Source organism: Agromyces molybdatiresistens (genome assembly GCF_052748445.2).
Window position 1 is genome coordinate 185728 of record NZ_CM188258.1, and the last position, 16849, is coordinate 202576.

The 16849-nt window shown below is 72.2% G+C and carries 18 protein-coding genes; 6 read left to right on the forward strand and 12 right to left on the reverse strand.

The window, feature by feature from the left end:
• Window positions 1-109: 109 nt before the first annotated feature.
• Window positions 110-1009 (reverse strand): oxygen-dependent tRNA uridine(34) hydroxylase TrhO, encoded by a 900-nt coding sequence (gene trhO / locus ACULK2_RS00865; RefSeq protein ID WP_445967617.1) that lies wholly within the window; start codon window positions 1007-1009, stop codon window positions 110-112.
• Between the two features lie 138 nt (window positions 1010-1147).
• Here trhO and ACULK2_RS00870 point away from each other — a divergent pair, with 138 nt between their 5' ends.
• Window positions 1148-1684 carry a YbhB/YbcL family Raf kinase inhibitor-like protein gene (locus ACULK2_RS00870; RefSeq protein WP_445967616.1) on the forward strand — a complete coding sequence of 179 codons (537 nt, stop codon included), beginning with the start codon at window positions 1148-1150 and terminating at the stop codon, window positions 1682-1684.
• A 38-nt stretch (window positions 1685-1722) separates the two neighbouring features.
• Here the strand turns inward: ACULK2_RS00870 and ACULK2_RS00875 are convergent, their stop codons facing one another.
• Genes ACULK2_RS00875 through ACULK2_RS00885 form a run of 3 tightly spaced genes read right to left on the reverse strand, consistent with a single transcriptional unit; the run spans window position 1723 to window position 3051 of the window.
• Complete coding sequence (locus tag ACULK2_RS00875; RefSeq protein ID WP_445967615.1) at window positions 1723-1938, reverse strand: PLD nuclease N-terminal domain-containing protein; 216 nt, start codon at window positions 1936-1938, stop codon at window positions 1723-1725.
• 42 nt (window positions 1939-1980) lie between these two features.
• Window positions 1981-2619 (reverse strand): LysE family translocator, encoded by a 639-nt coding sequence (locus tag ACULK2_RS00880; protein WP_445967614.1) that lies wholly within the window; start codon window positions 2617-2619, stop codon window positions 1981-1983.
• Window positions 2620-2667: 48 nt separating this feature from the next.
• The gene (locus ACULK2_RS00885) at window positions 2668-3051 is read right to left on the reverse strand and encodes a glyoxalase superfamily protein (RefSeq protein WP_501044943.1); all 384 of its coding nucleotides are present in this window, start codon (window positions 3049-3051) and stop codon (window positions 2668-2670) included.
• A gap of 57 nt (window positions 3052-3108) precedes the next feature.
• Here ACULK2_RS00885 and ACULK2_RS00890 point away from each other — a divergent pair, with 57 nt between their 5' ends.
• Window positions 3109-4236, forward strand: coding sequence for an enoyl-CoA hydratase/isomerase family protein (locus ACULK2_RS00890; RefSeq protein WP_445967612.1), 1128 nt, complete (start codon window positions 3109-3111; stop codon window positions 4234-4236).
• 78 nt (window positions 4237-4314) lie between these two features.
• Here ACULK2_RS00890 and sufU read toward each other — a convergent pair whose 3' ends face one another.
• The gene (gene sufU, locus ACULK2_RS00895; protein ID WP_445967611.1) at window positions 4315-4755 is read right to left on the reverse strand and encodes a Fe-S cluster assembly sulfur transfer protein SufU; all 441 of its coding nucleotides are present in this window, start codon (window positions 4753-4755) and stop codon (window positions 4315-4317) included.
• A complete protein-coding gene (locus ACULK2_RS00900; protein WP_445967610.1) occupies window positions 4755-6062 on the reverse strand; it encodes an aminotransferase class V-fold PLP-dependent enzyme in 1308 nt (435 codons plus the stop codon). The genes sufU and ACULK2_RS00900 overlap by 1 nt, the downstream gene beginning before the upstream one ends.
• A gap of 82 nt (window positions 6063-6144) precedes the next feature.
• Here ACULK2_RS00900 and ACULK2_RS00905 point away from each other — a divergent pair, with 82 nt between their 5' ends.
• Window positions 6145-7683: an MmgE/PrpD family protein gene (locus ACULK2_RS00905; RefSeq protein WP_501044944.1), complete on the forward strand. Its 1539-nt coding sequence runs from the start codon at window positions 6145-6147 to the stop codon at window positions 7681-7683.
• Between the two features lie 65 nt (window positions 7684-7748).
• On the opposite strand, the gene ACULK2_RS00910 is transcribed toward ACULK2_RS00905, so the two are convergent.
• A complete protein-coding gene (locus ACULK2_RS00910; RefSeq protein ID WP_501044945.1) occupies window positions 7749-8684 on the reverse strand; it encodes a hypothetical protein in 936 nt (311 codons plus the stop codon).
• 271 nt (window positions 8685-8955) lie between these two features.
• Between ACULK2_RS00910 and ACULK2_RS00915 the strand changes: the two genes are divergently transcribed.
• Window positions 8956-10131 carry a bifunctional 2-methylcitrate synthase/citrate synthase gene (locus ACULK2_RS00915; RefSeq protein WP_445969691.1) on the forward strand — a complete coding sequence of 392 codons (1176 nt, stop codon included), beginning with the start codon at window positions 8956-8958 and terminating at the stop codon, window positions 10129-10131.
• A 167-nt stretch (window positions 10132-10298) separates the two neighbouring features.
• On the forward strand, window positions 10299-10859 hold the full coding sequence (locus ACULK2_RS00920; protein ID WP_501044946.1) for a thioesterase family protein: 561 nt from the start codon (window positions 10299-10301) through the stop codon (window positions 10857-10859).
• Between the two features lie 29 nt (window positions 10860-10888).
• On the opposite strand, the gene ACULK2_RS00925 is transcribed toward ACULK2_RS00920, so the two are convergent.
• Complete coding sequence (locus tag ACULK2_RS00925) at window positions 10889-12010, reverse strand: AI-2E family transporter (protein ID WP_445969693.1); 1122 nt, start codon at window positions 12008-12010, stop codon at window positions 10889-10891.
• Window positions 12011-12079: 69 nt separating this feature from the next.
• Window positions 12080-12610, reverse strand: coding sequence for an SRPBCC domain-containing protein (locus tag ACULK2_RS00930; RefSeq protein ID WP_445969694.1), 531 nt, complete (start codon window positions 12608-12610; stop codon window positions 12080-12082).
• Between the two features lie 70 nt (window positions 12611-12680).
• Here ACULK2_RS00930 and ACULK2_RS00935 point away from each other — a divergent pair, with 70 nt between their 5' ends.
• Window positions 12681-13052: a hypothetical protein gene (locus tag ACULK2_RS00935; RefSeq protein WP_445969695.1), complete on the forward strand. Its 372-nt coding sequence runs from the start codon at window positions 12681-12683 to the stop codon at window positions 13050-13052.
• 31 nt (window positions 13053-13083) lie between these two features.
• Here the strand turns inward: ACULK2_RS00935 and ACULK2_RS00940 are convergent, their stop codons facing one another.
• From ACULK2_RS00940 to ACULK2_RS00950, 3 genes are all read right to left on the reverse strand, one after another.
• Window positions 13084-14922, reverse strand: a complete 1839-nt coding sequence (locus tag ACULK2_RS00940) for a phytoene desaturase family protein (RefSeq protein WP_445969696.1) — start codon at window positions 14920-14922, stop codon at window positions 13084-13086.
• A gap of 16 nt (window positions 14923-14938) precedes the next feature.
• A complete protein-coding gene (locus ACULK2_RS00945) occupies window positions 14939-15763 on the reverse strand; it encodes an ABC transporter permease (protein WP_445969697.1) in 825 nt (274 codons plus the stop codon).
• A gap of 72 nt (window positions 15764-15835) precedes the next feature.
• Window positions 15836-16801, reverse strand: a complete 966-nt coding sequence (locus ACULK2_RS00950; RefSeq protein ID WP_445969698.1) for an ATP-binding cassette domain-containing protein — start codon at window positions 16799-16801, stop codon at window positions 15836-15838.
• Between the last annotated feature and the right edge of the window lie 48 nt (window positions 16802-16849).

A 16849-nucleotide genomic window follows, 5' to 3' on the forward strand; every position in this document is an offset into this window, starting at 1 on the left:
GCTCGTCCGCCGCACTCGCCGCCTCGCGAGACGGCCTGCGGGCGGACGGATGCCGTGTGCGTGCCATCCCGTGGTCGTCACGCTCCCGCTGCGCCGGGGTCGGAGCGTCTCAGGCGACGGATGCCTCGTGCTCGACGCACTGCGCCGGCGTGCACGCGTCGCAGCGGACGAGCTGCGTGCGGCACGCGGCATCCGTGCAGTTGACGGTTCTGCTGGTCGCCGCGCCGCAGCCCTCGCACACGCCGACGACCGTGGCGTGATCGCTGAAGTCGACCGAGCCGCGCCCGTCGAAGACGTAGAGCGAGCCCTCCCAGAGGCCGTCGTCGCCGAAGCGCTCGCCGTAGCGGACGATGCCGCCCTCGAGTTGGTACACCTCGCCGAAGCCGCGGTTCGCCATGAGGCTCGAGAGCACTTCGCAGCGGATCCCGCCCGTGCAGTACGTCACGACCGGTCGCCCCTTGAGGTGGTCGTAGGCGCCCGAGTCGAGCAGCCCGACGAAGTCGCGCGTGGTCTCGGTCGGCGGGACGATCGCGCCGCGGAACCGGCCGATCGCGGCCTCGACCGCGTTGCGGCCGTCGAAGAAGACGACCTCGTCGCCGCGCTCGGCGACCAAGGCGTGCAGCTCGTCGGGGGAGAGGCGGGCGCCGCCGCCGACCACGCCCGACTCGTCGACCCGCAGTTCGCCCGGCGCGCCGAACGAGACGATCTCGTCGCGCGCCTTGACGCTGAGCTTCGGGAAGTCGATGCTGCGCCCCTCGGCGTCGAGCCCGGTGCCCTCGCTCCACTTCACGTCGAGGCCGCGGAAGCCCGGGTACTCCTTCGTCTTCCGCACGTAGCGCTTGAGCGCACCCATCTCGCCGCCGAGCGTGCCGTTCAGGCCGTCCTTCGAGACGAGCACGCGCCCGCGCAGGCCGAGCGACTCCGCGAGGTCGCGCTGCCACAACCGGATCGCCTCTGGGTCGGCGAGCGGCGTGAAGGCGTAGAACAACAGGATCTTGGGCGTCGGCACCCCGAGATCCTAGGGGCGCAGGCTGGGCGGATGCCGCGACGCGGCGTGTGCGCGGAGGGCGGCATCCGCTCCGACGTACCCTGACCTCGACCGCCGACCGGGCCGTCCGCCCGGACGTCGCCGACCAGGAGGTTCGAGATGCTCGACGTGGATCCCTACGACGCGTTGCAGAAGCTCCGTCCCGTGGGCTCGTTCACCGTGACCAGCACCGACTTCGACGACGGCGGGCCGCTCGCGCGGCCGCAGTGGAGCCACGCCGCCGGCGGTGTCGACCGGTCGCCGCAGCTGTCGTGGAGCGGCTTCCCCGAGCGCACCCGCGGCTTCGCCGTGACCTGCCTCGACATCGACGCGCCGACCGGCTCGGGCTGGTGGCACTGGGCCGTCCTGAACCTGCCGCTCGAGACGACGAGCCTCGAGGCGGGCGCCGGCGCGCCGGGCGGACCGCCGCTGCCGGAGGGCGCGATGGTGCTCGCGAACGAGGACGGCGAGCGGGGCTTCGGCGGCGCGGCGCCGCCGCGCGGCACCGGCGAGCACCGCTACGTGTTCGTCGTGCACGCGCTCGACGTGCCGAGCCTCGAGCTCGACCCGTCCTCGACGCCCGCGGTGCTCGGCATCCGCTGCTTCGCGCACGCGCTCGCGCGCGGCATCCTGACGGGGACGGTCAACCGCGACTGAGCCGGGACCGGCCCGGTGCGTCGCGGTCGCGCGCCCGCTCAGTCGACTCTGCGCCCGAACAGGAAGTACGAGATCGGGCCGATGAAGTTCACGGCGATGACGATCGCCCAGATCCACTTCCGCCCGTTCACGTCGTCCGCATCGCGCTTGGCCAGGTCGGTCCAGGCGGCGGTCGCGAGCGCGAGCTGGACGGCTCCCGCGACGATGCCCCTGACCTGCTGGCCCCTGGAGAGGTCGCTCCACTCCTTCGCCATGGCTCCTCCGTTCCTCGGTGCCGGCGTCCTCCGCCGGCGGTGTCAGTGCTTGTTCCCCGACAGCGCGAGCACGCCACCGAGGCCGATCATCATGCCGCCGCCGGCGGCGGCCAGGTGCGAGGCCCGGCGCGGGGACCGCGCGAACCAGTCGCGCGCCCAGCCGGCGCCGAGCGCCCAGACCGAGTCGCACGCGAGTGCGAGCACCACGAACGCGGTGCCGAGCATCGCCATCTGCAGCGGGATGGCGCCGGCCTCGAACGCGACGAACTGCGGCAGCACGGCGACGAAGAACGCGATCGTCTTCGGGTTGGTGACGCCGACGACGAACCCCTCGCCGAGCAGGCGCCAGGGGGAGCGCGGCGCGACCTGGCGCGTGACGGCGTCCGCGGCATCCGCTCGGTGACGGATCGCCTGAACGCCCAGGTAGACGAGGTAGAGGGCGCCCGCGAGCTTGATCGCCGTGAAGAGGGCGACCGACTGCGCGACGACCGTGCCGACGCCGAGCGCCACGGCCGCGACGAGCGGCAGCATGCCGGCCGCGTTGCCGACGACGCTGAGCAGCCCGCCCACGCGGCCGAGCGCGAGCGAACGGCCGATCACGAACAGCACGCTCGGCCCCGGGATGACGATGAGCACCACCGAGGCCAGCACGAACGCCTGGAGGTTGGAAGCGGGAACCACGTCGGGATCCTACGCTCGCCCGGGTCGTGCCACGAGGGCCGGCAGCCCCTACTCCTCGTCGGGCTGCGGCGCGATCGGCTGTCCGAGCCGCACCCGCGTGCCGAACGGATCCGACACGAGCGACACGCGCTCGCCCCATTCGCTGTCCGACGGCTCCTCGACCACGAGGAAGCCGGCCTCCGCGAGCGAGGCCGTCACCGCGTCGACGTCGTCGACGTAGAACCACAGCAGGATGCCGGCGCCCTCGCCGGCCGTCGCCGCGTCGGCGAGGCCCAGGCCGACCTGCGACGACCCCGCCTGCAGCGTCGCGAACAGCGGCTCGCCCTCGGGCGGGTACCGGTACGTCACGGTGGCGCCGAGCCCGTCGCGGTAGAACCGCAGGGCGGCCTCCATGTCGGGCACCTCGACGATGGGGAACGCGGATTCGATCATGACCCCTCCTGCGGCCGACGCTACGCCGCGCCCGGGGGATGCCGCTACCGTTGCAGCGTGAGCGAGCACATCTCCACGAGCGTCGCCGACGGGGTCGGCCGCCTGACGCTCGAACGGCCGCAGGCGCTGAACGCGCTGAGCTACGAGATGATCCGCGCCCTCGCCGCCGTGTTCGACGCGTGGCGCCACGACCCCGAGGTCTCGATGGTCGTGCTCGACGGCGCGGGCGAGCGCGGATTCTGCGCGGGCGGCGACATCCGCGAGCTCTACGCGTACGCCACCGGCGGCCACGTCGCCGAGGCGCTGCGCTTCTTCCGCGACGAGTACCGGCTGAACGCCGCGATCGCACGCTACCCGAAGCCCGTCGTGGCGATCATGGACGGCATCACGATGGGCGGCGGCATCGGGCTCGCCGGGCACGCGTCGATCCGCATCGTCACCGAGCGCTCGCGCGTCGCGATGCCCGAGACCCGGATCGGCTTCACGCCCGATGTCGGCGGCACCTGGCTGCTCGGCCGCGCGCCCGGCGAGCTGGGCACGCATCTGGCGCTGAACGCGCGCACCATGGACGCCGCCGACGCCATGCACGCCGGCTTCGCCGACGCGTTCGTGCCGAGCGAGCACATCCCGCACCTGCTGCAGGCGCTGGCGGAGCGCGCCGACCCCGGAACGCCGTCCGAGATCGTCATGCTCTTCGACGAGACGCCCGGCCCGTCGGCGCTCGCCGCTGCGCGGCCCTGGGTCGACGCCTGCTTCTCGGCGCCGACGGTGCACGAGATCATCGACCGGCTGCGGGCGTTCGCCGAGGGGCGAGCGGATGCCGCCGCGTCCGACGCGGGCGGCGAGCCGCGGCATCCGTCGCACCAGCCGGCCCAGGCCTACGCGGCGGCGGCCGCCGACGAACTCGAGACGCTCTCGCCGACCGCGCTCGCCGTCACGCTCGAGGCCGTGCGTCGCGCCCGCACGCTGCCGAGCCTCGAGGACGCGCTCGAGCAGGAGTTCCGCGCCGTGTCGTGGTTCATCGGGCAGCACGACCTGCACGAGGGCATCCGCGCCCAGGTCATCGACAAGGACCGCTCGCCGAAGTGGGATCCGCCCACGCTCGACGACGTGCCGCGCGGGCTGCCGGCCCGCGTGCTCGAGGAGCAGTTGCACGACCCCGTCTGGCCGGCCGACGCCGCCTGACGGCCCGCCGGCCCGATCGGGAGGCCCCGTATCGAGCCCGTTGGGTCGAGGAGGACGCGGAGCGCCCGTATCGAGACCTCAGCGCGCCTTCGCGACCGCCGCCTCGAGCGCGACCCACGAGAGCATCGCGCACTTGATCCGCATGACGTACTTCGAGACGCCGTGGAACGCGATCGCGTCGCCCAGCACGTCCTCGTCGGGCACGCCCTCGCCCTTCGAGCGCAGCATCGCCCGGAACTCCTCGGCGAGGCCGAGCGCCTCGTCGACCGGCCGGCCGGCCACGAGGTCGGTGAGCACCGATGCCGAGGCCATCGAGATGCTGCACCCGTCGCCCTGCCAGGCGAGGGCCTCGATGTGCTCGTGCGCGTCGTCGAGCCTGACCCGCAGCGTGATCTCGTCGCCGCAGGTCGGGTTGTACTCGTGGTGCTCGGCGTCGGCGCCCTCGAGCGGGCCGTCGCCGTGCCGCGCTTTCGCGTGGTCGAGGATGATCTCCTGGTAGAGGCCGTCGAGGCTCGACATCACGCGGCTCCGAGTCCGAAGTAGCCGCGGACCTCGCCGAGCGCGGCGACGAACCGGTCCGCCTCCTCCGCGGTCGTGTACACGTGCGCGCTCGCGCGCGTCGTCGAGGCGAGTCCGAGCGCGCGGTGCAGCGGCTGCGCGCAATGGTGCCCCACGCGCACCACGAGCCCGGCGTCGTCGAGGAACTGCCCGACGTCGTGCGAGTGCACGCCGTCGACCGCGACGCTCACGAGGCCGGCGCGGGCCTGCCCGGGCTGCGGGCCGACGATGCGCACGCCGGGGATCGCGGCGACGCCCTCGACGACGCGCTCGGCGAAGGCCGCCTCGTGCGCGGCGACGGCATCCATGCCCATCCCCTCGAGGTAGCGGACGGCAGCGGCCAGCCCGATCGCCTGCGACACCGGCTGCGTGCCCGCCTCGAAGCGCTGCGGCGCGGGGAGGAACTGGGCCGTCTCGAACGTCACGCGGGTGATCGTCGAACCTCCGGTGCGGGCGGGCGGCAGCGCGTCGAGCAGCTCGGCGCGGCCGTAGAGCACGCCGATGCCGTTCGGGCCGAGCATCTTGTGCGCCGAGAAGGCGGCGAAGTCGACGCCGTAGCCCGCGAGGTCGACGGGTCGGTGCGGCACCGACTGGCAGGCGTCGAGCACGACGAGCGACTGCGGCGCGCGGGCGCGCACGGCCGCGACGACGTCGGCGACCGGCGCGATGAGCCCGGTCACGTTCGACACCTCGGCGAACGCGACGACGCGCGTGCGCGGGGTGAGCACCGCGACCAGGTCGTCGATCGACCAGCAGCCGTGCTCGTCGACCCGCACGGGAACCAGCCGGGCGCCCGTGCGCTCCGCGACGCGCTGCCACGGCAGCAGGTTGGCGTGGTGCTCTGCCTCGGTCAGCACGATCTCGTGGCCGGCGTGCAGCGCGAAGCGCGCAGCATCCGCCCCGCCGATGCCGGCGCTCGCGTCGGCGATGCCGAGCGCGACCATGTTCAGCGCGTCGGTCGCATTCTGCGCCCACACGATCTCGCGCTCATCGGCGGCGCCCACGAAGCGGGCGAGGTCGGCGCGCGCCTCCTCGAAGCGGGTGGTCGAGCGGCCGGTCGCGGCGCTCGCGCCGCGGTGGACGGCGGCGAGGTCGTGCTCGAGGTAGCCGCGTTCGGCGTCGAGCACCGCCGTCGGACGCTGCGCCGTGGCGGCGGAGTCGAGGTAGGCGGCGGGTCGGACGTCGCCCGAGTTCGCGAACGCCGGGAAGTCGCGGCGGATGTCGTCGATCGCGCGTGCGCCCACGCGCTCGGTGTCGGTGGGGATCATCCCCTCCATCGTCCCATGCCCCGCCCGTGAGGTCGCCGTCAAGCTCAGGCGGCACGCACGCCCGTTCGATAGCGTGAGCCACGTGAAGATCCACCACCTGCGTACCCACCGGAGCGACGAGAACCTCGCACGCGAGGGCCAACTCGCCTGGCAGCTCGCCGCCGTCGCGGTCGACCCCGTCGAGGTCGACGACGAGGTCGTCGAGATGGTCGTGAACCGCGTCATCGACAACGCCGCCGTCGCCGCGGCATCCCTCGCCCGGAAGCCCGTCGTGGCGGCCCGCAGCCAGGCGCTCGCGCACCCCGTCTCGATCGGCGGCGACGGCGCGACCGTGTTCGGTGCGGACGCCGCGCGGCGGACGTCGCCCGAATGGGCGGCGTGGGCGAACGGCGTCGCGGTGCGCGAACTCGACTTCCACGACACCTTCCTCGCGGCCGAGTACTCGCACCCCGGCGACAACATCCCGCCGATCGTCGCCGTCGCACAGCACCTGGCCGCATCGCGCGGGCTCACGGGCCATGAGCTCGTGCGGGGCATCGCGACGGGGTACGAGATCCAAGTCGACCTCGTGAAGGCGATCTCGCTGCACGCGCACAAGATCGACCACGTCGCCCACCTCGGCCCGTCGGCGGCCGCGGGCATCGGCACGCTCCTCGGCCTCGACCAGGAGACGATCTTCCAGGCGATCGGCCAGGCGCTGCACACGACGACGGCGACCCGGCAGTCGCGCAAGGGCGAGATCTCGACGTGGAAGGCCCACGCCCCGGCGTTCGCCGGCAAGATGGCGGTCGAGTCGGTCGACCGCGCCATGCGCGGCGAGACCAGCCCGGTGCCGATCTACGAGGGCGAGGACGGCGTGATCGCGTGGCTCCTCGGCGGCCCCGAGACGACCTACGAGGTGCCCCTGCCCGAGACCGGTGAGGCGAAGCGCGCCATCCTCGACACCTACACGAAGGAGCACTCGGCCGAGTACCAGGCGCAGGCGCTCATCGACCTCGCGCGCAGGCTGCACGACGAGTACCCCCTGATCCTCGATGATCCCGACCGCATCGAGTCGATCACCATTCACACGTCGCACCACACGCACCACGTGATCGGCACGGGTGCGAACGACCCGCAGAAGTACGATCCGGATGCCTCCCGGGAGACGCTCGACCACTCGATCCCGTACATCTTCACCGTCGCGCTGCAGGACGGCGCGTGGCACCACGCCGACTCGTACACGCCCGAGCGGGCGCACCGCCCCGACACCGTCGCCCTGTGGCGCAAGGTCTCGACCGTCGAGGACCCGGAGTGGACGCGCCGCTACCACTCGCTCGACATCGCCGAGAAGGCCTTCGGCGGTCGCGTGGTCATCCGCCTCGCCGACGGCAACGAGATCGTCGACGAGATCGCGGTGGCCGACGCGCACCCCCTCGGCGCCCGCCCGTTCGGCCGCGAGCAGTACGTGCAGAAGTTCCGGACGCTCGCCGAGTGGGTGCTCGAGCCCGCCGAGATCGAGCGCTTCCTCGACGTCGCGCAGCGCCTGCCGGAACTGGGCCCCGACGAGCTCGGCGGACTCACGATCACCGCCGCCCCTGGCGCCCTGACCCACGTCGAGATCCCCACCGGCCTCTTCTGACCCGGCCGTTCCGATGAGGACAGTTGTTGCGGGTCGAAGGTGGCTCGTACCCTCAACGACTGTCGTCATGCTCGAGGCCGGCGCGCGGCGGGGTACCAACGAGACCGGACGGTCTCTCCGTTCCAGCCTTTGCGGCGGAGGATGGTCGCGAGCCGACGCACGAGGGCGTCGGGATCGTCAAGGTCGGCCTGGGTGACCTCGGTCACGTGATACCCGAGCGCCTCGATCTCCGACTCGCGGGTACGATCGCGCCGCCATTGCCGTCGATCGGTCCGGTGGTGATCGCCGTGGTACTCGAGCACCTCGTGGTACTCCTCGAGAAACAGGCCGACACGGGCGACGAACCTGTCCGACGCGTCGCGCAGCGTGACGTTCGCCCGCGGTCTCGGGAGGCCCCCGAGGACGATCAGCGCCCGAAGTTCCGATTCCTTCGGCGACTCCGACGCCGGGTCGAGGAGTTCCAGCGCCGCGGCCAACTTGGGACGGATGCGGCGGTCGGGGTGTCGATGCGCTGCTCCGGTGAGCGCATCGAGGCCGATGCGGCGCACGGCGACATCACCGGCGGCCACGAGTTCGTGCACGTCGAGCGTGCGCGCGAGTTCGGTCCAGGTCCGCGCGAGCTTCGTGATCCGGAGGCCGGACACGGTCGTGATGTCGGACTCATCGATCCGCAGGCTCCGTCCGGTCACTCCCCGACGTCTGACCGCTCTGTTCGGGGCCGGGATGCCCACCTCGAGTGAATCACGGTGCCGAGGAGGCACGGGCAGTCCATGGACGATCGCCGCGGTCGTCCCGCTCGCGAAGGCGCATTCGTCGAGCACGCCGAGAACCGCGCGGCACCGCTCGGCGAAGGTGTGCTCGTGGTGCACGCGGGCACCTCTGCTCACCACGATCAGGTCCTTCGCGCGAAGACGAGAGGCGCTCACTCCCGCTTCGCGGGCGCGATGAACGCTGAAGCCGCCGTCGCGGAGCTCCGAGGGAAGGGCCGTACGTCGCGTCACCCGTGCAGGTTCGCCCCTCGAGCGCTCGCCGGGATCGGACCCGTCTCGATCAGGGCCCGTCGGCCCCGGCCGAACGGCTGTCGAGGACAGGTCGCCGTCCCCGGCTGCCGCCCGCCAGACCTGGTCTCGACGGTAGACGTGGGTCTTCAGCGAGCCGCACCCGCGGGGAGTGTCCACTCCAGCCCCGAAGCACATCGCGGCGGTGGGCCGTAGGCTGGGGGTCGGTCGCGACGCGGCGGCCCGCGGTCAGAGGAAGCCCACGAGGAGCACGATGAGCGATCAGTCCCCGCAGCCGGAGACGCCGAAGATCTACAAGGGTCTGGCCGGCGTCCCCGTCGACGTCACCGCGATCTCGAAGGTGAACCCCGAGTCGAACTCCCTGCTGTACCGCGGCTACCCGGTGCAGGAGCTCGCGGCATCCGTCACCTTCGAGGAGGTCGCCTACCTGCTCTGGTACGGCGAACTGCCCAACGACGAGGAGCTCGCCGCGTTCGAGGACCTCGAGCGCAGCCACCGCGGCCTCGACCACGAGGTCAAGCGCATCGTCGACGAGCTGCCGCTCACGGCGCACCCGATGGACGTCGTCCGCACCGCGGTCAGCGTGATCGGGGCGAGCGACCCCGCGACGCCCGACGACTCCCACGCCTCGAACCTCGAGAAGTCGGTCCGGCTGTTCGCGAAGCTGCCGTCGATCGTCACGTACGACCAGCGACGCCGCCACGAGCTCGAGTTCGTCGAGCCGAACAACGACCTCGGCTACTCAGCGAACTTCCTGTGGCAGGCGTTCGGCGAGACCCCCGAGCTCGAGGTCGTGAACGCCTTCGACACGTCGATGATCCTGTACGCCGAGCACTCGTTCAACGCCTCGACCTTCACCGCGCGCGTGATCGCGTCGACGCTCTCCGACCTGTACTCGGCGGTCACCGGCGCGATCGGAGCGCTCAAGGGTCCGCTGCACGGCGGCGCGAACGAGGCCGTCATGCACGCCTTCGACGAGATCGGCCCGGGCGAGGGCGGTGCGGAGCGCGCCGTCGAGTGGCTGGATGCCGCGCTGGCCGACAAGCGCAAGATCATGGGCTTCGGCCACCGGGTGTACAAGAACGGCGACTCCCGGGTGCCCACGATGCGCGATGCGCTCGAGCGGATGGTCGAGCACTACGACCGCCAGGACATCCTCGAGCTCTACACGGCGCTCGAGGACGCGATGGGCGAGCGCAAGGGCATCAAGCCGAACCTCGACTACCCGGCCGGCCCCGCGTATCACCTCATGGGCTTCGACACCGAGACGTTCACCCCCCTCTTCGTCGCGAGCCGCGTGACCGGCTGGACGGCGCATGTGATGGAGCAGCTCGCCTCGAACGCTCTCATCCGCCCGCTCTCGGTGTACGAGGGGCACGACGAGCGGCACGTGCCGCCGCGCGGCAACGCCGGCGGCGACCAGGGCTGAGCCGCACTGCGTCCGGCCGAGCCCCGACCAGCCACGAACGGGAACCGTCGCCGACGGCTTCGCGCCTGCCCACAACGCCGCGCGCGGCATCCGTCGCCGCACTGTGCCCGCCCGCCAAGGTGTGCCGAACCACCACGGAATCGGCCATATCCTCGTGGACTATGCACATGCTGTTCCGGACCCTGCTCCACATGCTGTTCCTGTCGCGCCGCAAGCCGACGCTCGGGCACTACGACATCGCGCGGACCAGGTTCATCACGCTGCCCACCGACCTCGACGTCAACCGGCACATGAACAACGGCGTGTACTTCTCCATCATGGATGTCGCGCGGTTCGACATGCTCGTCCGCAACGGCGTCTTCGGGCTCATGCGCGACAAGGGCTGGTACCCCGTCGTCGCGAGCGAGACGATCACGTTCCGGAAGTCGCTGCGCCTGTGGCAGCGGTTCACGATCGAGTCGCGCCTGCTCGGGTACGACGAGCGCGCGGTCTACGTCGAGCACCGGCTGGTGCGACCGGATGCCGCGGGCGAGCCCGAGATCTACGCGCGCGCCTTCATCCGCGCGCGGTTCCTGCGCAAGGAGGGCGGCACGGTCCCCGTGTCGGAGCTGCTCGAGGTGTTCGGCACGCCGCCGACCGATGACGAGCTGCCCGAGTGGATCGAGCGGTGGGGTGCGGATGTCGCGCTGCCGCCGACGCGCGCGGCGGCGCCGTCCGTCTGGCACTGAGCCGACGCCGGTTCGGCGCGGCGGGAGCGCTAGATCCGCGCCTTCCACGGCACGACGACCTCCTTGACGATGAGGAGGATGCCGGCGGCCACCGGGATCGCGACGAGCGCACCGGGGAGCCCTGCGAGGGTGCCGCCCGCGAGTGCCGCGATGAGCACGATCGACCCCGGCACCTGCACCGCGCGGTTCATCACGCGCGGGGTCAGGATGTACGCCTCGACCTGCATGTAGATGAGCATGCCGATGAGGACGACGAGCGCCGCCGTCGGTGAGACGAAGAGTGCGATCACCGTCATGAACGCGGTCGTCAGCACCGTGCCGATCATCGGGATGAGCGTGATGAAGAACGCGGCGACGGAGATCACGAGCGCGAAGGGCACCCCCGCGATCGTCAGCAGGATCAGGCTGTAGACGGCGTTGAAGAACGCGAGCACGACCATGCCGCTGAGGTACCGGCCGACGTTCTGCATGATCCGCTCGGCGTAGTCGACGACGCGTGCGCGGTGCGAGGCCGCGACCAGCGTGTAGATGGCCGCCTTCGACGAATCGAGCGTCGCTGTGAAGTAGATCGTCAGGATGAAGATGAAGAACGCCGTCGAGATGCCGCCGATGATCGCGAACCCGACGTTCAGCGCCCCGCCGCCGACGGTGGCCCAGGTGGCGGGATCGGTGATGACGTCGACGAACGTGGCGTACGCGGTCGCGAGCACCCCGTCGGAGTCGTCCGAGAGCTGCTGGAACCAGTCCTGCTCCTGCAGGTTCGCGTAGAGCTGCGGCAGCGAGCTGATGAACTCCGCCGCCTGGTTGATCACGATCGGCAGCACCAGCCAGAGCATGCCGCCGATGACGAGCACGAACAGGATGATGACGGTGAGGATGGCCCAGCCGCGCTTCATGCCGCGTCGCTCGAACCAGCGCACGAGCGGGTCGAGCCCGAGGGTGACGAAGACGGCCGCGAACACCGAGAACACCACGCTCGACAGGTTGATCAGCGCGGCGGCCAGGGCGAGGGTGACGAGCACGCCGGCCGTGGCGACGAGCGCCCAGACGAACGGCCGGTTCGCCATCATGCCGCCGGAGGCGGGCGGAGCGCCCGCCTCTCGCTGCCGGATCGTCTCGAGGTCTCGCGCACGCCGTCCCAGGGGCTTCACGCGCGTCAGTCTAGGGGTGCCGCGTCGCAGGGCGGGAGTGCCCGGCCGGGACTGCCGTTCGGCCGCGGCTCAGCGGCCGCCCGCGGCATCCGGCGCCTGCGCGGCCGCCGGCACGTGCAGGGCGCGGTACGTGTCGACGAGCCCCGGGTCGTACGAGCTCCACTCGGGCATCGCCGACCCCGCGCGCGCCGCGGCCAGCCGGTCGAGGAAGTAGTCCCAACCGGGGCCGATCGACGTCGCGTCGGCAGGAGTGCGCAGCCGCTGCCCGAGCGTGAGCGTCGTCATGCCCCCGGCCTCCCGAAGGTGGCAGAACACGCGCACCGCGTCCTCGCCCTCGCCGATGTCGGCGTGGAAGCCGTGCGGGGCATCGCACTCGAGGATCGACGTGTTCTGCCACTCGGCGTCCTCGCTCGACATCCGGAAGCGGACGGCGCCCGTCGAGGGGTTCCCCGTGTAGGTGCCGATCCACGCGAGCATCGCGGTCGGGTTGGTGAGGGAGTACCAGACATCCTCGATCGGGGCGTGGAACAGCCGATCGAACTGGAGGTAGAGCCCGTCTCCCTTGTGAACGTAGTGGCCGGTCGCTCGAGTGATGGTCATCGTCGCCCCCATGCGTGTCGTCCTGCCCTCAGGCTAATCCGGCCGCCCCGGGAGGGCTAGAGTGGCGCGCATGAGCACTCGGGGAACCTCGCAGCAGACGCACGACGAGCAGTCGCTCCACATCGCCGGACGGCACAGCGGCATGTGGGGGTGGTTCAGCGGGATCATCGTGCTCGCGCTGGTCGCCGTGCCGCTCAGCGCGGCCTTCGCCTTCGCCACGAACCCCCAGACCCAGCAGCTGTTCGGCGGTCGCCTCTCGGAGGCGACGGCGGGCGGCTACCAGGCGTTCTGGTGGGTCGTCACGCTGCTGCTGATCGCGCTGCCGATCCTCGTCGGCTACGGCGTCGCGAAGATGTCGGGTCGCGCCCTGATCATCGTCGGCGCGATCGTCGCGCTGTTCGTGATCGCGATCATGATCCTCGGGCAGCTCTTCGTCTTCTGACGCCCGGTCCGGCGCGTGCCATCCGTCGTTCTCAGGGGAGTTCGCCCTCGAGCACGGCCATCGCCGCGTTGTGTCCGCCGATGCCGCTGACCGCGCCGCCGCGAACCGCGCCCGAGCCGCAGACCAGCACCCGGGCGTGTCGGGTCGCGACGCCCCAGCGCTCCGCGGGCGTGACCGGTTCGACGCCGGGCTCGGTCCACGGCCACGACAGCGGCCCGTGGAAGATGTCGCCTCCGGGCATGTTGAGCGCCTCCTCGAGGTCGCGCGTCGTCTTCACCTCGATGCACGGGCGGCCGGCGGCGTCCGTCGCGATCACGTCGGCGATCGGCTCGGCGAGCACCGAGTCGAGCGACGCGAGCACGGCGTCGCGCAGGCGTTCGCGCAGCTCGTCGTTGCCGTGCACGTCGACGAGCCGGTCGGGCACGTGCAGCCCGAAGACCGTGAGGGTCTGGGCGTCGGATGCCGCGAGCTCGGGCCCGAGGATCGTGCGGTCGCTCAGGGTGTGGCAGTAGATCTCGCACGGCAGCGGGTCGGGCAGGTCGCCGCCGGCCGCCTGGCGGTGGGCGGACTCGAGCTGGGTCTCGAGTTCGTTGATATGGAACGTGCCGGCGAACGCCTGCTCGGGTGCGACCTCCGCGTCGGCCAGCCGCGGCAGGCGCGTGAGCAGCAGGTTGACCTTCACCTGGGCGCCCTCGGGCATGCCGGCTCGGGCGAGGCGGCGGCGGTCGGCGTCGCCCAGCGGGACCTCGTCGGAGCCGGGCAGTGGGGCGGCTTCGTCGCGAGGGGCGACGGATGGCACGGGGCCGGCCCCGTCGGCCGCATCGGGCGTGCCGGTCGCGTCCGGCGTGCCGGTCGCCGCGGCTGCCGCGACCAGACCGTCGAGCACGACCGGCGCGACGTTGGCGAGCACGACCTGCGCACGCGACATCCGCTCGGCCCCGCCCTCGCGCCAGTGCACGGCGCCGGACGCCCCGTCGATCACGACGACCTCCGCGCCGGTTCGGAGCTCGGCGCCGGCCTCGCGCGCGGCCCGCGCGAGTTCGCCGGAGACGGCGCCCATGCCGCCGACGGGCACGTCCCAGTCGCCGGTGCCGCCGCCGATCACGTGGTAGAGGAAGCAGCGGTTCGCGTCGAGCGACGGATCGTCGAGGTCGGTGAACGTGCCGATGAGCCCGTCGGTCGCGACGATGCCGCGCACGAGGTCGTCGGCGAACCGTGCGTCGATCGTCTCGCCGAGCGGGCGCTCGACGAACCCGCTCCAGACGCGGTCGTCGCCGACGAGCGCCCGCGCGTCGGCGCGGGTCGGCAACGGCTCGGTGAGCGTCGGGAAGAGCGCCTCGGCGACGCGGGCGGTGTCGGCGTAGAACGCCTGCCAGGCCTCGGCGTCGCCCTCCGCCCCGACCCGGGCGAACGCGCGGCGGGCTTCCTCGGCGTCCGCTTCGACGTCGACGAGCAGGCCGCGCGACGGGTCGCGGGGGTCGGGTGTGTACGAGGAGAAGCGCCGCCGCACGAGTCGGATGTCGAGCCCGAGGTCGTCGATGATCCGCCGCGGAAGCAGGCTCACGAGGTACGAATAGCGACTCAGCCGCGCATCGACGCCGTCGAACGCCTCGGCCGAGACCGCGGCGCCGCCGAGGTGGTCGTCGCGCTCGAGCAGCAGCACGCGCCTGCCGGCGCGTGCGAGGTAGGCGGCCGCGGTCAGGCCGTTGTGGCCGCCGCCGACGATGACGACGTCGCGGTCGTGCTCCCCGTCGGGGACGGGTGCGTCGGCAGGCAGGGGTGCGTCGGCGGCGTGCGCATCGGTGGGCATCCCAGCAGCGTAGACGAGTCGAAGTCGGTCGACCGATGCGCCCGGGGCCACCGGACGCATCGGTCGTGCGCCGCGCTCAGCGCGCGCGACGCATCGCGCGGACGCCGAGGCCGAGGCCGAGGGCGCACGTGACCGCCGCCGCGATGACGCCGCCGAAGATCGCCGGGTCGCCGAACCCGCCCGCGAGCAGCGCCCGCTCGGCGTCGACGAGGTAGCTGAGCGGGTTCACCGCGGCGGCGACCTGCATCCACGCCGGGCCGTCCTCGAGCGGCAGCAGCATGCCCGAGAGGATCATGAGCGGGAACAGCAGCGTCTGGTGCACCATCCAGAACATCCAGTCCCGGTTCCGGCAGGCGAGCGCCAGCGTGTAGCTCAGCGCGCCGAGCCCGACGCCGAACACCGACAGCACGGCCAGGCCGGCGATGAGCCCCGGAACGTCGAGCCGGAATCCGAACGGCACCGCGACGAGCACGACGAGCGTGCCCTGGATGACGAGCGGCACGACGTCCTTCAGCGCGCGACCGACGAGCAGGGCCGCGCGCGAGATCGGCGCGACGAGCGTGCGCTCGTGCGAGCCGGTCTGCATCTCGAAGAGCAGGTTCGCGCCCGTCGAGGCCGTGCCGAACAGGGCGACCATCACGAGGATGCCGGGGACGAACCACTGCAGCGTGCCCGCGGCATCCCCGCCGGACGCGCCGATGAGCAACGGCCCGAACAGGCCGAGGAAGACGAGCGGCTGGACGAGCGAGAAGATCACGCTGAACGGGTCTCGGACGAGCGGCCTCGACTCGCGCACGAAGACGGCGGCGGTGTCGTGGGCGAATCCGGTGGGGCGAGGGGCGGATGCCGCGGGGTCGGCGTCCTGCACTGGGGCGGCGGTGGACGTGGTGAGGGTGTTCATGGGGTGCTCCTGTGTCTGCTGGTGGTCTCGGTGCGGGCGCTTCGCGTCCTCCTCGACCGGCGGGTGGGTCGGTCAGGCGGCGGCCGCGCCCTCCTCGCGGAGGCTGCGGCCCGTGAGCGCGAGGAAGACGTCGTCGAGCGTCGGCGCCCGGTGCGTCGCGGCGACGACCGGGATCCCGGCGGCGTCGAGTTCGCGGATCCAGCGCGGCAGCGCGAGGTCGCCGTCGGACGCGGGGACGCCGACGCTCACGCCGTCGTGCTCGCCGTCGAGGCGTGCGGCGGCGGCCGCGGCATCCGTCGCCGACCCGAACGTGAGCGTGACCCGGTCGCCCGCGAGCCCGTGCTTGAGTGCCGACGGGGTGTCGTCGGCGATGACGCGCCCGTGGTCCATGACCATCACGCGCTCGGCGAGCTGGTCGGCCTCGTCGAGGTAGTGCGTGGTGAGGAAGATCGTCGTGCCGGTCGTTCGCCGGAGGTCGACGATGTGCTCCCAGAGGTTCGCGCGGCTGTGGGGGTCGAGGCCCGTCGACGGCTCGTCGAGGAACAGCAGCGTCGGACGGTGGATGAGTCCGAGCGCGATGTCGAGGCGCCGCTTCTGCCCGCCGGAGAGCGACTGCACCTGGCGATCGGCGACCGGGCCGAGCTCGAGCGACTCGATGAGCTCGGCGGCCCGTGCGCGGGTGTCGCGCCGCGACATCCCGGAGAACGCGCCCTGCGCGTGCAGCTCGTCGCGGACGCGCTGCGTGTGGCCGCCGCTGGTGCCCTGCCCGACGTAGCCGATGCGGCGTCGCACGCCGCCGGGGTCGCGGCGGATGTCGCATCCCGCGACCACCGCGTCGCCCGACGTGGGCGGCAGCAGCGTGGTGAGCATGCGGAGCGTGGTCGACTTGCCGGCGCCGTTCGGGCCGAGGAACGCGACGAGCTCGCCGCGCGCGACCTCGAGGTCGAGGTCCGTCACGGCCTCGACGGGCTGTCCCTTCGTGCGGAAGGTCCGGGTGAGCCCCCGCGCACAGATCATGAGGTTCGGTTCGTTGTCCATGAGGCCAGCGTCCCGCGCCATCCGGTCAGTTTCCGACCGGAATCGGAG

Bases quoted from the DNA above. Each gene is read 5' to 3' on its own strand.
- ACULK2_RS00885 (WP_501044943.1), bottom strand. From the start codon at position 3,051: ATGATCGAATCCGCGTTCCCCATCGTCGAGGTGCCCGACATGGAGGCC.
- ACULK2_RS00935 (WP_445969695.1), top strand. From the start codon at position 12,681: ATGAGCACTCGGGGAACCTCGCAGCAGACGCACGACGAGCAGTCGCTC.
- ACULK2_RS00945 (WP_445969697.1), bottom strand. From the start codon at position 15,763: ATGAACACCCTCACCACGTCCACCGCCGCCCCAGTGCAGGACGCCGAC.
- sufU (WP_445967611.1), bottom strand. From the start codon at position 4,755: ATGTCGAGCCTCGACGGCCTCTACCAGGAGATCATCCTCGACCACGCG.
- ACULK2_RS00875 (WP_445967615.1), bottom strand. From the start codon at position 1,938: ATGGCGAAGGAGTGGAGCGACCTCTCCAGGGGCCAGCAGGTCAGGGGC.
- ACULK2_RS00930 (WP_445969694.1), bottom strand. From the start codon at position 12,610: ATGACCATCACTCGAGCGACCGGCCACTACGTTCACAAGGGAGACGGG.
- ACULK2_RS00900 (WP_445967610.1), bottom strand. From the start codon at position 6,062: ATGATCCCCACCGACACCGAGCGCGTGGGCGCACGCGCGATCGACGAC.
- ACULK2_RS00940 (WP_445969696.1), bottom strand. From the start codon at position 14,922: ATGCGTCCGGTGGCCCCGGGCGCATCGGTCGACCGACTTCGACTCGTC.
- ACULK2_RS00950 (WP_445969698.1), bottom strand. From the start codon at position 16,801: ATGGACAACGAACCGAACCTCATGATCTGTGCGCGGGGGCTCACCCGG.
- ACULK2_RS00915 (WP_445969691.1), top strand. From the start codon at position 8,956: ATGAGCGATCAGTCCCCGCAGCCGGAGACGCCGAAGATCTACAAGGGT.
- ACULK2_RS00920 (WP_501044946.1), top strand. From the start codon at position 10,299: ATGCTGTTCCGGACCCTGCTCCACATGCTGTTCCTGTCGCGCCGCAAG.
- ACULK2_RS00870 (WP_445967616.1), top strand. From the start codon at position 1,148: ATGCTCGACGTGGATCCCTACGACGCGTTGCAGAAGCTCCGTCCCGTG.